General features: G+C 70.3%; 14 protein-coding genes. 10 read left to right on the top strand and 4 right to left on the bottom strand.

Translation table 11 applies throughout. The features are described 5' to 3' along the window. Positions 1-17 precede the first annotated feature (17 nt). From M4J07_RS23930 to M4J07_RS23915, 4 genes are all read right to left on the bottom strand, one after another. Entirely contained in the window at positions 18-566 is a 549-nt protein-coding gene (locus M4J07_RS23930) for a hypothetical protein (protein WP_255975037.1), read from the bottom strand. A gap of 416 nt (positions 567-982) precedes the next feature. Then, positions 983-2,440 carry a catalase gene (locus M4J07_RS23925; RefSeq protein WP_255975036.1) on the bottom strand — a complete coding sequence of 486 codons (1,458 nt, stop codon included), beginning with the start codon at positions 2,438-2,440 and terminating at the stop codon, positions 983-985. 222 nt (positions 2,441-2,662) lie between these two features. Next, complete coding sequence (locus tag M4J07_RS23920; RefSeq protein ID WP_255975035.1) at positions 2,663-3,583, bottom strand: 2-hydroxy-3-oxopropionate reductase; 921 nt, start codon at positions 3,581-3,583, stop codon at positions 2,663-2,665. Between the two features lie 58 nt (positions 3,584-3,641). Next, positions 3,642-4,484 (bottom strand): TIM barrel protein, encoded by an 843-nt coding sequence (locus M4J07_RS23915; RefSeq protein ID WP_255975034.1) that lies wholly within the window; start codon positions 4,482-4,484, stop codon positions 3,642-3,644. A 146-nt stretch (positions 4,485-4,630) separates the two neighbouring features. On the opposite strand from M4J07_RS23915, the gene M4J07_RS23910 reads away from it, so the two are divergent. From M4J07_RS23910 to M4J07_RS23865, 10 genes are all read left to right on the top strand, one after another. Continuing rightward, on the top strand, positions 4,631-4,900 hold the full coding sequence (locus M4J07_RS23910; RefSeq protein WP_255975033.1) for a hypothetical protein: 270 nt from the start codon (positions 4,631-4,633) through the stop codon (positions 4,898-4,900). Between the two features lie 8 nt (positions 4,901-4,908). Then, positions 4,909-5,283: a helix-turn-helix domain-containing protein gene (locus tag M4J07_RS23905; protein ID WP_255975032.1), complete on the top strand. Its 375-nt coding sequence runs from the start codon at positions 4,909-4,911 to the stop codon at positions 5,281-5,283. 149 nt (positions 5,284-5,432) lie between these two features. Continuing rightward, positions 5,433-5,957 carry a 2-oxo-4-hydroxy-4-carboxy-5-ureidoimidazoline decarboxylase gene (gene uraD, locus M4J07_RS23900; protein ID WP_255975031.1) on the top strand — a complete coding sequence of 175 codons (525 nt, stop codon included), beginning with the start codon at positions 5,433-5,435 and terminating at the stop codon, positions 5,955-5,957. Then, positions 5,957-6,346, top strand: a complete 390-nt coding sequence (uraH, locus tag M4J07_RS23895) for a hydroxyisourate hydrolase (RefSeq protein WP_255975030.1) — start codon at positions 5,957-5,959, stop codon at positions 6,344-6,346. Before uraD ends, uraH begins: the two co-directional genes overlap by 1 nt. An 8-nt stretch (positions 6,347-6,354) precedes the next feature. Next, positions 6,355-7,290, top strand: coding sequence for a factor-independent urate hydroxylase (gene pucL, locus M4J07_RS23890; RefSeq protein WP_255975029.1), 936 nt, complete (start codon positions 6,355-6,357; stop codon positions 7,288-7,290). A gap of 87 nt (positions 7,291-7,377) precedes the next feature. Continuing rightward, complete coding sequence (locus M4J07_RS23885) at positions 7,378-8,799, top strand: nucleobase:cation symporter-2 family protein (protein WP_255975028.1); 1,422 nt, start codon at positions 7,378-7,380, stop codon at positions 8,797-8,799. 45 nt (positions 8,800-8,844) lie between these two features. Next, the gene (locus tag M4J07_RS23880; RefSeq protein WP_255975027.1) at positions 8,845-10,242 is read left to right on the top strand and encodes an 8-oxoguanine deaminase; all 1,398 of its coding nucleotides are present in this window, start codon (positions 8,845-8,847) and stop codon (positions 10,240-10,242) included. 339 nt (positions 10,243-10,581) lie between these two features. Beyond that, positions 10,582-11,934: a nucleobase:cation symporter-2 family protein gene (locus M4J07_RS23875; protein ID WP_255975056.1), complete on the top strand. Its 1,353-nt coding sequence runs from the start codon at positions 10,582-10,584 to the stop codon at positions 11,932-11,934. Positions 11,935-11,992: 58 nt separating this feature from the next. Then, positions 11,993-12,694, top strand: coding sequence for a CatB-related O-acetyltransferase (locus M4J07_RS23870; protein ID WP_255975026.1), 702 nt, complete (start codon positions 11,993-11,995; stop codon positions 12,692-12,694). Between the two features lie 61 nt (positions 12,695-12,755). Continuing rightward, positions 12,756-14,111, top strand: a complete 1,356-nt coding sequence (locus tag M4J07_RS23865) for a hypothetical protein (protein ID WP_255975025.1) — start codon at positions 12,756-12,758, stop codon at positions 14,109-14,111. Positions 14,112-14,268: the final 157 nt, after the last annotated feature.

Here is a 14,268-nt window from a genome sequence, read left to right as displayed (position 1 = left end):
CTTCGGCGTTGCCGCGGTCAGCCCCTGCGACGCACGGCGTACTGGACGCAGAGCGCGAGGACGAGCGGCCCCCACAGCGTCGCGGGCAGCACGCAGACGTCGAACAGGAGGCCCCAGGCGGCGTTCGTGGTCGCCGGCGCCTCGAAGCCCGGCACGCCCAGGACGCTCAGCAGGAACCCGCCCCACATCATCGTGGCGCCGAGCCCGCCCAGGACGGCCGGGACCAGCACCACGGTCCGCGGCAGCCGCTTCCCGCCCACCAGCGGGACCCACGCCGGCACCACCTCGCCCCAGCCCCGGACGAGCCCGAAGCAGAGCAGCGCGAGGGCCTCGGTCAGCAGGCTCAGCCCGAAGACGTACGGCACGGAGATCCACAGGTTGCCGATCGAACCGGTGCCCGTGCCCATGTCGAACCCGAAGGCGAACGGCAGCCGCCACAGGCACTGGGGGAGCAGGACCAGCGGGATCAGACGGGCGACGCGCTCGGCCCAGCGGGGCACGGGGCGGGCGGTACCGGTGGCCGGGTGACGGTGGACGGGGAGCGGGGCGACCGCGGTCGTTGTCATGCCCTCACGCTCCCGCGCCCGGCGCGCGAACACGTCGCCCCGGACGCCGAACCGCCTCCACCGCATGGCGGAGCCCCGGGTACGGACCGTCGTACCCGGGGCTGGTTCGGGAGGTTGGTGCCGTCCGACGGCGCGCGACTGGCGGAACATGCATGCGCGCCACCGGACGGAGTCCGGTGTCCCGTCAGGGAAAGTGGCTGGGACCGCGGCGGCGGGGCGACGGGTCCCGGGGACCGACTGCCTCAGGTCGACAGTGATCCCGGAACCTTCACCACCGCACTGGTTCGCACCGGCCGCCGCGGTCCTCGTCCTCCCGGCACCATGCGCAGACCACCCCTCATCCGGGTCGTACGCATGGTGCGGGTTTGCGTGTACGGAGCTGACCTCCCGTCAGGTCCCGTACACGGTCAGGGGGTTCAGTCCTCGCGCAGGGCGCGGACCGCTTCCTCGACGCGCTTGCCGTAGTCGGCGTCGGCGGCGTGGAAGTGGGCGAGGTTCTTCTCCACGATGTCGTCGCGCGAGACCTGGGAGAGACCGCCCGCGATGTTCGCGACCAGGCGTCCCTTCTCGTCCTCCGACATCAGGCGGTACAGCTCGCCCGCCTGGAAGAAGTCGTCGTCCTTGGTGTGGGCCGGCGCCTCGTGCGTACCCGTGTAGCCGGAGACGGCGAGCGGCGCGGCGAGCGCGCGGCCGGTCTCGACGGGGCCGTCGAAGGAGTTCGGCTCGTAGTTCTTGCGGCTGCGGGCGTAGGCGTTGGACGCCATGACGCCGTCGCGGCCGTAGTTGTCCGCCTGGGTCGCCTTCGGCGCGTTCACCGCGAGCTGCGTGTGGTTGACGCCCAGGCGGTAGCGGTGCGCGTCCGCGTAGGCGAACAGGCGGCCCTGGAGCATCTTGTCCGGCGAAGGGCCGATGCCCGGCACGAAGTTGTTCGGGGAGAACGCGGCCTGCTCGACCTCCGCGAACACGTTGTCGGGGTTGCGGTCGAGGACCAGGCGGCCCACGCGCTGCAACGGGTAGTCCTTGTGCGGCCACACCTTGGTGAGGTCGAACGGGTTGAAGCGGTACTCCGCCGCCTCGGCCGCCGGCATGATCTGCACGTACAGCGTCCAGGACGGGTTCACGCCGCGCTCGATGGCCTGCAGCAGGTCCGTCTGGTGCGAGTTCGGGTCCTTGCCCGCGAGCTCGGCGCCCTGCTCGGCCGAGAGGCTGCGGATGCCCTGGTTCGTCTTGAAGTGGTACTTCACGAAGAAGGCTTCGCCCTGCTCGTTCGTCCACTGGTAGGTGTGCGAGCCGTACCCGTTCATGTGGCGGTACGACGCGGGGATGCCGCGGTCGCCCATCAGCCAGGTGATCTGGTGCGTGGCCTCGGGGGCGTGCGCCCAGAAGTCCCAGACGTTCTCCGGCTCCTGCTTGCCCGTGAACGGGTCGCGCTTCTGGGAGTGGATGAAGTCGGGGAACTTCAGCGGGTCCTTGATGAAGAACACCGGCGTGTTGTTGCCGACGAGGTCGTAGTTGCCCTCTTCGGTGTAGAACTTCAGGGCGAAGCCGCGCGGGTCACGGACGGCGTCCGCACCCCCGAGGTTGTCGGCGACGGTCGAGAAGCGCAGGAAGACCTCGGTGCGCTTGCCGATCGTGTTCAGGAAGTCGGCGTACGTGAAGCCGGTGACGTCGTCCGTCACCTCGAAGTAGCCGTAGGCGCCGGAGCCGCGGGCGTGCACCACGCGCTCCGGGATGCGCTCGCGGTTGAACCGGGCGAGCTTCTCCAGGAGGTGCTGGTCCTGGAGCAGGATCGGGCCGCCCACGCCTGCGGTGGCGGAGTTCTGGTTGTCGGCGACAGGGGCGCCTGACTCGGTCGTGAGCACACGCTTGGGCATGGTGGAGAGGCGACCTTCCGTGCAGTGGCTGCTGACGATTGGCTGACGATGTGGGGGAGCGTAAGGATCCCTGAACAGCTACGTCAACAGTTTGTTGAAGTTCTGGATGGAGCTTGTTCAACATTTTGTTGAATCAATGGGCATGGGTGTTCCGGGCCGCGGCGACGCCTGGGCGCGACAGGACAGGTGTCAGCGCCGCCACGGCCCGGAAGTCTGGGGGCCTTACGCGACCTGGTTGCCCGAGAGGCGCTCGACCGAGCGGAGCAGGGCCGAGTGGTCCAGGCCGCCGTCGCCCTGGGCGCGCAGCGAGGCGACCAGCTGGGCGACCACGCCGCCGACGGGCAGGGCCGCGCCGACGTTGCGGGCGGCGTCGGTGACGATGCCCATGTCCTTGTGGTGCAGGTCGATGCGGAAGCCCGGCTTGAAGTCGCGGTTGAGGAAGTTGTCCTTCTTCCGCGTCAGCACGGTCGAGCCGGCCAGGCCGCCGTTGAGGACGTCGAGCGCGGCCTTGAGGTCCACGCCGGACTTCTCCAGGAAGACCACGGCCTCGGCGCACGCCTGGATGTTCACGGCGACGATCAGCTGGTTGGCGGCCTTCACGGTCTGGCCCGAGCCGTGCGGACCGCACAGCACGATGGTCTTGCCGAGGGCGTCCAGGAGCGGCTTGGCCTCGTCGAAGTCGGCCTGCTCGCCGCCGACCATGATGGACAGCACGGCCTCGATGGCGCCGGCCTCGCCGCCGGAGACGGGCGCGTCGATGACGCGGATGCCCTTCTCCTTGGCGTTCTTCGCCAGGTCGACCGAGGTCTGCGGGGTGATCGACGACATGTCGACGATCAGCGCACCCGACTTCGCGTTCTCCAGGATGCCGTCGGGACCGTAGGCGATGGCCTCGACCTGCGGGGAGGCCGGGACCATCGTCACGATCACGTCGGCGTCCTTGACGGCCTCGGCGATCGACTTGGCGGCGGTGCCGCCGGCGGCCGTGAGGCGGTCCAGCTTGTCCTGCTCCAGGGTGAAGCCCGTGACGTCGTAGCCGGCCTTGATCAGGTTCTCCGACATGGGCGAGCCCATGATGCCGAGACCGATCCACGCGACCGCCGGGCGGGTCGGGCGGGAACTGGACTGCAGGTTGTTGCTCATGAGGGTGACTCCAAAAAGCTCAGAAAGGCGGTGATACGTCGATGAGTTGGCGCGCGGCTCAGTGACGCGCGGCGCGTGCCGCGTGCGGCAGCCAGCCGAAGGACTCGGCGCTCGGGGCGTCGCCCGGCTTGTACTCCAGGCCCACGTAGCCCTCGTAGCCGGCCTTCGCGAGCTGGTCGAGCAGCTCCTCGAGCGGCAGCGAGCCGGTGCCCGGCGCGCCACGGCCCGGGTTGTCGGCGATCTGCACGTGCGCCGTCTTGTCGGCGTAGGCGTCGATCACGGCCGGCAGGTCCTCGCCGTTCATGGACAGGTGGTACAGGTCCATCAGGAACTTGGCGTTGCCGAGGCCGGTCGCCGCGTTCACCTTGTCCACGATCTCGATCGCCTTGGGGGCGCTCACGATCGGGCACTTCGGCGACTCCGGCGCGTTGAGCGCCTCGATGAGCAGCACGGCGCCGACGCGGTCGGCGGCGCGGGCGGCCAGCGCCAGGTTCTCCAGGGCGAGTTCGTCCTGGACGGACTCCTCGACGCCCTCCACGCGGTTGCCGTACAGGGCGTTGAGCGCCTTGCAGCCGAGGGAGGCGGCGAAGTCGGCCGCGACGTCGAGGTTCGCGCGGAACTTCTCGCTCTCCTCGCCCGGGACCGACAGGGCGCCCCGGTCGGGGCCCGGCAGCTGCCCCGCGTAGAAGTTCAGTCCGGTCAGCTGGACGCCCGCGTCCTTGACGGCGTCGCGCAGGGCGTCGAGCTCGGACTGCTCGGGCACGGGCGCGTCGACCCAGGGCCACCACAGCTCGACCGCGGTGAAGCCCGCCGCGGCGGCGGCCGCGGGGCGCTCCAGGAGCGGGAGCTCGGTGAAGAGGATCGACAGGTTGACGTTGAAGCGCTGGTCTGCGAATCCCATCGGGGTCGGCGCTCCCTTCAGGTTCGATATCGTCGAGCTTCCGTATTACGGAAGTTCGTTTCTGCGTGATGGAAGATTGCATCCGGCTGGTGGCAGCTGTCAAGAGGGGCTGCCGGAATAACCCCGGACGGCGTTAGGTTGAGCGCGTGCGATTGAGAGTGGAGTTCACGACCGAGCCCTTCGACCTGGACGAGGCGCCGCAGCACGCGGTCGTCGCCCGCGATGTCGTCCAGGGGGCCGACCTGGACGCGGTCGACGTGGGACCGTTCGGCAACACCGCCGAGGGGGAGGCCGACCGCGTGCTCACCGCGGTCGACGCGCTGCTGCGCAAGGCGCTGGCGGCCGGGGCCACCCGGGTCTCGCTCCAGGTCAATGTGATCGGTGAGGGTGCCGGAGCCGGGGAGGGCGATAAGTGACCGGTCTCATGAGCGATGCGTCCGATGCCTCCGACCCCTTCGTCAGGGCGGTCAAGCCGCTCGTCGACGCCATGGGGGGCGAGATGGTGCCGCCGCAGGAGGCGGGCAAGGACGACGTCGTGCTCAGCTGGGAGGGTGCGGACGTGATAGCCGTGCGGCTGCCCCAGCTGGCCGACTCCCTGGACCACATCCTGGCCGCGATGGAGCGCAAGGAGGGCAAGCCGCTCGCCGAGCTCGACCGCAAGGAGAAGCAGGAGGTCGTGCGCGTCCTGGAGGCGCGCGGCGCCTTCTCCGTGCGGCACGGCGTGGAGACCGTGGCCGGCGCGCTCGGTGTCTCGCGCTTTACCGTCTACAACTACCTGAATCGCGAGAAGGCCACCTGACCTGGGCAAACTCCCCGGTCTCCGAACCGCCGTCCGTTAACCGGGCGGCGGTTTTTGTCACTCCAAGTTTTCAACAAAGTGTTGACGCCGTGTTTCCGAGGGCGTTAGCTATCCGCAGCCCGTCCAGCACCAGGCCACGGAGGCACCCCGTGACTTCAGGATCGTCAGCTACGTATCGGGGGCTCACCCGGTTCAACACCTCGGACGAGAGCACGGCCGCGGCCGAGCTCCACGAGGTGTGTGCTTCATCGGCGTGGGGGAGCAAGATCCTCGCCCAGCGCCCCTTCGCTTCCACCGAGTCCCTCTTCACGAGCAGCGACGCCGCGATGGCCGAGCTGACCGCGCAGGACCTCGCGGAGGCGATGGCGGGGCATCCGCCGATCGGCCGCCCGAAGCCCGGCGACCCGACCTCGTCGCGCGAGCAGCGCGGCATGTCGGGAGCCTCCGAGGAACTCAAGGCGGAGATGCTCGAACGGAACCTGGCCTACCAGGACCGGTTCGGACACGTCTTCCTCATCTGCGCCACCGGGGCCACCGCGGAGCAGATGCTCGACGCGCTCAAGGCACGGATCGGCAACTCGGCCGAGCAGGAGCGGGAGATCGTCCGCACCGAGCTGGGCAAGATCAACCGCATCCGCCTCGCGCGCCTCGTGGAAGAAGGAGACAACGCCTGATGAGCACCGGGACCACCGCTTCGGTGTCCACGCACATCCTGGACACCAGCATCGGACGCCCCGCCGAGGGCGTCGCCATCTCCCTTGCGGCGCGCGCCGGTTCGGGCGCCGCCTGGGTGGCGCTCGGCGGCTCGGCCACCGACGCGGACGGCCGCTGCAAGGACCTGCCGGCGCTGCCGGAGGGAACCACCCACGTCCGTCTCGACTTCGAGACGGAAGCGTATTTCGACAAGAAACAAGCCGATGCGCAGCAGGACGCCCCCGCGAATCGGGACAGCGACACGTTCTTCCCGGAGGTGGCGATCACGTTCGCCGTCAAGCCGGGCGAGCACTACCACGTGCCGCTGCTGCTCAACCCGTTCGGCTACTCCGTTTACCGAGGGAGCTAGCAGACACCATGCCCACGATTCTGGGATCGAACCAGTACGGCAAGGCGGAGAACCGCGTTGTCAAGATCACGCGGGACGGCGACACCCACCACATCAAGGACCTGAACGTCTCGGTCGCCCTCAGCGGTGACCTCGACGACGTGCACCTCACCGGGTCGAACGCCAACTGCCTGCCGACCGACACCACCAAGAACACCTGCTTCGCCTTCGCCAAGGAACACGGCATCGAGTCGGCCGAGCAGTACGGCATCGCGCTGGCGCGGCACTTCGTCGACAGCCAGCCGTCCATCCACCGCTCGCGCATCCGCATCGAGGAGTACGCCTGGGAGCGCATCGCCGGCTCCGACGCGGGCTCCAACTTCATCGGTGCCGACGAGGTCAAGCACTCCTTCGTCCGCAAGGGCCAGGAGACGCGGCTCGTGCAGGTCACCTATGACGGCGAGACGTTCGAAGTCCTGTCCGGGCTCAAGGACCTGACCGTGATGAACACCACGAACTCCGAGTTCTGGGGCTTCATCAAGGACAAGTACACGACGCTCCAGGAGGACTACGACCGCATCCTCGCCACGTCCCTGTCGACGTGGTGGCGGCACAACTGGACGGGTGAGGACGACCAGCGCACCCCGAACTGGAACAAGTCCTACGAGCAGGCCAAGAAGCACATCCTCCAGGCCTTCGTCGAGACGTACTCGCTGTCGCTGCAGCAGACCCTGTTCCAGATGGGCTCGCGGGTCATCAACAACCGCACCGAGATCGACGAGATCCGCTTCTCGGCGCCGAACAAGCACCACTTCCGCCAGGACCTCTCGGCGTTCGGCCTGGAGAACGAGGCGAAGGACGGTGCCGTGTACTGGGCCGCCGACCGCCCCTACGGCCTGATCGAGGCCACGATCCTGCGGGACGGCGCGGAGCAGCGCATCCCGGTGGACATGACCAACCTCTGACGCCGGACCAGGCGTTCACGGACGCGGTAGCGCACCCCCGTCCACCCGCAGTCGGCGGGGGTGCGCCGCACCGGAGGGAACATCGCAATGGCAGTGCCAGCAAAGGGGCCGGCTGAAGCCGAGGGCCCGTGTTCTGACTCTTTTGACCCACCGGACAGCGCCTCGACGCAGGTGCACCCGGTGGACGAGAAGCTCCACGTCTCGCGGCTCGTCCCCGCCGCACTCCAGCACATCGCCGCCATGTACGCCGGCGTCGTCACCCCTCCGCTCATCATCGGCCAGGCCGTCCGGCTCGACACCGCCGGCCAGACCCGGCTGATCGCCGCCTCCCTGCTCATCGCGGGCGTGGCCACGCTCCTCCAGACGCTCGGCGTCAAGGGCTTCGTCGGGAACCGGCTGCCCTTCGTCAACGCCGCGTCGTCGGCCGGCATCGCACCGATGCTGGCCATCGCCGAGACCAACGCCCAGGGCGACCAACTCCCCGCCATCTACGGGGCGGTCATGGTCGCGGGCGTCTTCTGCCTCGCCATCGGCCCGTTCTTCGGACGGCTGCTCAGGTTCTTCCCGCCGCTCGTCACCGGCGTCGTCATCACCCTCATCGGGGTGACCCTGATGCCCGTGCCGGTCGGCTGGGCCCAGGGCGGCGACAAGACCGCCGCCGACTACGGCGACATGCGCTTCCTCGCCCTGGCCGGCTTCACTCTCGTGGTGATCCTGCTGATCCAGCGCTTCGGCCGCGGATTCGTCAAGCAAGTCGCCCTGCTGTTCGGCCTGTTGATCGGTACGCTCGCCGCGATCCCGTTCGGCATGGCGGACTTCTCCGCCCTCGGGTCGGCGCCCGTGGCGGCGCTCCCGACGCCGTTCGCCTTCGGCGCCCCCGAGTTCCAGCCCGCCGCCATCATCTCGCTCTGCCTGGTCATGCTCGTCCTGATGACCGAGTCCAGCGCCGGGATGCTCGCCATCGGCGAGATCTGCGAGCGCGACTGCAACGGCACGACCATCACCCGCGGTCTGCGCACCGACGGCATCGCCACCTTCATCGGCCCGGTCTTCGGCGGCTTCCCGACCTCCGCCTTCGCGCAGAACGTCGGCGTCGTCTCGCTCACCAAGGTGCGCAGCCGGTACGTCGTCGCCGTCGCGGGCGGCGCCCTGCTGATCCTCGGCGCCTTCCCGGTGCTCGGCGCGGTCGTCTCCCTGGTCCCCATGCCGGTGCTCGGCGGCGCGGGCATCGTGCTCTTCGGCTCCATCGCCGTCAGCGGCATCCGCACGCTCTCCGAGGCCGGCCTCGACGACAGCTCCAACATCATCCTGGTCGCCGTCTCGCTCGGCGCGGGCATCATCCCGCTCGCCGCACCCACCTTCTACGCCGACTTCCCGGCCTGGGCGCAGACCGTGCTCGGCTCCGGCATCAGCGCAGGCGCACTCGTCGCCGTCTCGCTGAACCTCTTCTTCCACCATCTCGGCACCCGCGGCAGCGCCAGCGCCACCGCGGCACTCAAATCCTCCTAGGGTCCTGCCGTGCCCAATCGCCACTCACGAAAAGAAGGAAGCACCATGGCACCCACCACGGCTTCTTCTACGGCAGACCGCATCGTCATCGAGAACGTCGCCATCGCGACGGTCGACGCGCACGACACCGAGTACGCCTCGGGACACATCGTCGTCGCGGGCAACAGGATCGAGTCCATCGGCGCGGGCAAGGCGCCCGAGGGCCTCGAGAACGTCGTACGCCGCATCGACGGCACCGGCCACCTGGCCACCCCCGGCCTGGTCAACACGCACCACCACTTCTACCAGTGGATCACCCGCGGTCTGGCGACGGACCACAACCTGTTCAACTGGCTGGTGGCGCTGTACCCGACCTGGGCGCGCATCGACGAGCAGATGACGTACGCGGCGGCGCAGGGCTCCCTCGCGATGATGGCCCGCGGCGGCGTCACCACCGCCATGGACCACCACTACGTGTTCCCGCAAGGGTCGGGCGACCTCTCCGGGTCGATCATCCGCGCCGCCTCCGAGATGGGCGTGCGCTTCACCCTGGCCCGCGGCTCCATGGACCGCAGCGAGAAGGACGGCGGCCTGCCGCCGGACTTCGCCGTCGAGACCCTCGAAGGCGCCCTCGCCGCGACCGAGGAGACCGTCAAGAAGCACCACGACGCCTCCTTCGACGCCATGACACAGGTCGCCGTGGCCCCCTGCTCCCCCTTCTCCGTCTCCACCGAACTCCTCAAGCAGGGCGCCGAGTTGGCGCGCCGCCTCGGAGTACGGCTGCACACCCACGGCAGCGAGACGGTCGAGGAGGAGAAGTTCTGCCACGAGCTGTTCGGCATGGGCCCGACCGACTACTTCGAGTCGACCGGCTGGCTCGGCGAGGACGTGTGGATGGCGCACAGCGTCCACATGAACGACTCCGACATCGCCGCCTTCGGCCGCACGAGGACGGGCGTGGCGCACTGCCCGTCCTCGAACGCCCGCCTCGCGGCCGGCATCGCCCGGGTCCCCGACATGCTGGCCGCCGGCGTCCCGGTCGGCCTCGGCGTCGACGGCACCGCGTCGAACGAGTCGGGCGAACTCCACACCGAACTGCGCAACGCCCTCCTGATCAACCGCCTCGGCGCCCACCGCGAGGCCGCCCTCAACGCCCGCCAGGCGCTGCGCCTGGGGACGTACGGAGGCGCCCAAGTACTCGGCCGCGCCGCCCAGATCGGATCTCTGGAAGCGGGCAAGCTGGCCGACCTGGTCCTGTGGAAGCTGGACACCCTGGCCCACTCGTCCATCGCCGACCCGGTCACCGCGCTCGTCTTCGGCGCGGCCGCCCCGGTCACCCTCTCCCTCGTGAACGGCAGGCCGGTGGTGGAGAACAGCCGCCTCCTGCACGTCGACGAGGACGCCATCGCCCGCTCCACGCGGGACGAGGCACAGCGCCTCGCGCGGATCGCCGCGCAGGACTGATCCCCGAAATCTCCGGTCAGGGGGGACGGCCCCTGACCGGAGGCTCGACCTGCCGAGCGGGCAGGTCGAGTGCCGCCCCGGAACGTGGCCCAAAGCCTCACGTTCCCGGGGCGGTCAGTACTACCTGGGCGCACGACAACTGAACACCGAGCACCTCCAGCACCACCTTGCACCACCTCCCAGAAGCGAAAAGCGCCGGCGATCGTCCGGGGCTGGAAAACAACCGGAGGAGCCGCAGTGGCGACAGAGCCCAGGTTCACCAAGCAAGGCACGACCCCCGCCGACGCGTCCGCGGGGCATACCAAACATCCGGTCGACGAGAAGCTGCCGCCGCTGAAGATGGCGACGACCGGCCTCCAGCACGTCGCGGCGATGTACGCGGGCGTGGTCGCACCCCCGCTCATCGTCGGCGCCGCGATCGGCCTGAGCCCGAAGGACCTCACGTTCCTCACCGGCGCCTGTCTGTTCACGGCCGGTCTGGCGACCTTCCTGCAGACGCTCGGCATCTGGAAGATAGGCGCGCGACTGCCGTTCGTGAACGGCGTGACGTTCGCGGGCGTCGCCCCGATGCTCGCCGTCGTCGCCTCCACGAAGGACAAGGACGACGCGCTGCCGGTCATCTTCGGGGCGGTGATCGTCGCCGGAGTCCTCGGATTCGTCGCGGCACCGTTCTTCTCGAAGATGGTCCGCTTCTTCCCGCCCGTCGTCACCGGCACGGTCATCACGCTCATCGGCATCTCGCTGATGCCGGTCGCGTTCGGCTGGATGCAGGGGCCCAACACCCAGGCGCCCGACTACGGTTCGATGAAGAACCTCTCCCTGGCCGGCATCACGCTCGTCGTCGTGCTGCTGCTGCGCCGCTTCACGACCGGTTTCGTCAAGCAGATCGCGGTGCTCCTCGGCCTGGTCATCGGCACGCTCATCGCCATCCCGTTCGGCGTCACGGACTTCTCACCGGTCGGTGACGCGGACATCGTCGGCTTCCCGACCCCGTTCCACTTCGGTGCCCCGCAGTTCGCGGGCGCGGCCATCGTCTCGCTCTGCGTCGTCATGGTCGTCTCGATGACCGAGTCCACCGCCGACATGCTCGCGCTCGGCGAGATCGTCGACCGGCCGGCCGACGAGAAGACCATCGCGGCGGGCCTGCGCGCCGACACGCTCGGCTCGGCGATCAGCCCGCTGTTCAACGGCTTCATGTGCAGCGCGTTCGCCCAGAACATCGGCCTCGTCGCGATGACGAAGATCCGCAGCCGCTACGTGGTGGCCACCGGCGGCGGGTTCCTCGTCCTGATGGGCCTGTGCCCGATGGCGGCCTCGCTGATCGCCGTCGTGCCGCGCCCGGTGCTCGGCGGCGCGGGCGTCGTGCTCTTCGGCTCGGTCGCCGCCAGCGGCATCCAGACCCTCGTCAAGGCCGGTCTGGAGAAGGACAACAACGTCCTCATCGTCGCGGTCTCGCTCGCCGTGGGCCTGATCCCCATCGCGGCGCCGGAGTTCTACCACGCCTTCCCGGAGAACTCGAAGATCATCCTGGACTCCGGGATCTCCACCGGCTGCGTCGCGGCCGTCGTCCTCAACCTGCTGTTCAACCACATCGGCCGCGGCCGGGAGGCCGACGACGTCACCTCGCCGATGGAGTCGGGCGACGCCATCGCGGAACAGCGGACGGGAGCGTCCGCCGCCGGGGTGCACTGATCCCGGCCGGCCGGGAGTCGGGGTGCGGCGCCACGCGCGACGGTGCAGGATCGTCCGCATGGCGCCCACACCCCCCGACCCGCACGTCCTGCACCCGATGCCCGGGCAGCCCCGCGTGGTGCTGCTCAAACCCCTGATCACGTCCGGCCTGATCGAGGTCGGCGAGTTCACGTACTACGACGACCCGGACGCGGCGACCGAGTTCGAGACCCGCAACGTCCTCTACCACTACGGCCCCGACAAGCTCCGCATCGGCCGCTTCTGCGCCTTCGGCACCGGGATCCGCTTCATCATGAACGGCGCCAACCACCGCATGGACGGCGCCTCCACGTTCCCCTTCCCGATCATGGGCGGCTCCTGGGCCGAGCACATGGACCTGCTCACGGATCTCCCCACCCGCGGCGACACGACCGTCGGCCACGACGTGTGGTGCGGCAACGGGGTCACCGTGATGCCGGGCGTCACCATCGGACCCGGCGCGGTGATCGCGACCGGCTCGGTCGTCACCGACGACATCCCGCCGTACGCGATCGCCGGCGGCAACCCCGCCCGCGTGATCCGCACCCGCTTCGACCCCTCCGTGGTCCGGCGACTGCTCGAACTCGCCTGGTGGGACTGGCCGTTGGAGCACATCACGGCCCACGTCCGGGAGATCATGTCGGGCTCGGTCGAGGCCCTGGAGAAGGCCGCCCCGAGCCGGCCGGCGCGCGGCCCGGAGAAATTCGGGGACGACAGATCGTCATCGGCGTGGTTACGATGACGCCGATGATGAACACTTCCTCGTACGGATTGGGGGACTCGTTCGCTCAGGGTGAGTGCTGATGGCACCTCACTTCGCGAACGGGATTCCGACCCACCTGCTGATGTGGCAGCGCGTGCGCCAGTACGCCGTGCCACCGTCCATGATCGAGACCGCCACCGCCCGCCGTGCGGCCGGTGACTGGGCGGGGGCCTGCGCCGCCGCCCGGATCGACGTCGACCTCGATCTGCGCGCCGTGCGCCACCGCCACGGCACCGACCTCACCACGCTCCTGCGGGCGGACCTGCGCGCCCTCGCGCCGGACCTGCTGCGCTGGCACATGCCGAGGATCGCCCCCGACGGGCACCTCAGGCCCGGCCTCACCATCTCCCTCGCGCAGTACGGGAGTCCGGCCGCGGGACCGCCCCCGCACCTGGTCGTGCGGACCCCGCCCGCCTGGGCCGACGCCGGGCAGCGGATCTCCCTGACGCTGTGGGAAGGCGCCAGGGGCCCCCGCCCGACGCATCCGCATCCGCACCCCCGCCCCGACCGGCACCACCGGCTCGATCTGCACCGGCACCTGTGGGACGCCGGGCGCAGCGGCGAACTGGCCGGGCGCGCCGAGCCCGACCGGGCCGCCGAGGCGGAGCTCCTGCTGCGGGCCGAGGGGTGCCGGCCACGCGGCGCCTTCACCGTGCGCAACGGCGCGCGGGGCCGCACCGGGTACGAGCTCGTCGCACCCGACGACAGCCACGCCCCGAGGCTGCGGCCGCTGGCGGACGCACTCGCGCCCCAGGTGGTCGCGGCGCTCCCGGTGCTGCCGGACGCGGCGGCCAGGATCCTGCCCGACCTGGAGCTGCTCAGGGCCGGCCTGGTCACGGCCGACCGGCTGCACCCGCTGGTGGCCGCCGCCCTGGCGCCGCTCGGCGCGGCGCCGCCGGCCGACGACGCCGCACCTGCCGAGGCCGCCGACCCGCACCGGGTGGAGTGCCGGGGCGAGATCCACCGCATCGCCCTGCGCGACGGGGTGTTGACCGCGGTCGACCACGACCCGGAGCAACTGCGCCGCGAGGACCTGCTGGTGGCGCTCGGCGGGCCACCGCTGCCCTGTCTGCGGGCCATCGACGCGGCGCACCGCAGCCCGGAGGCGCTGCCCGCGGTCCGGGAGCGGCTCGGCCACGGGGACGTCGTCGGGGCGCTGGCCGTGGTCGAGGGACTGCTCGGGCCGGCCGCCGTGCTGCGCGACGGACCGCTCCGTGAGGAACTGGAGTCGGCCGCGGACCGCCGCGTCGACCACGGCCTGTTCCGTGCCGGGCTGGTCGCCGAACATCCCGCCGCCCACACCCGTGAGCGCCCGCGGGCCGGCCGCGGCACCCCGCCCGACCTGTTCCGCAAGCAGGGTCTGCGCACCCGGCCGCGCGCGGCCCTGGCCGGCTGACGGCCGACCGCACGCCCACAGGACCCGGCCTCCTTGCCCCGGCCGGACCCAAGTCCCCTACGCGCACGCCTGATTGACGGCTGCGTGTGCCCCGTGAACCCGGGCCGGGCCGCCCGGCGCCGCCTCGCCGACGCCAGGCTTCCCGCCCCCTCGACTC

Origin of the sequence: Streptomyces longispororuber (assembly GCF_024448165.1) — a bacterium.
GTDB classification, from domain to species: domain Bacteria; phylum Actinomycetota; class Actinomycetes; order Streptomycetales; family Streptomycetaceae; genus Streptomyces; species Streptomyces longispororuber_A.
The sequence above is the reverse complement of the archived record's forward strand: the minus strand, read 5'-3'. Positions and strand labels throughout refer to the sequence as shown.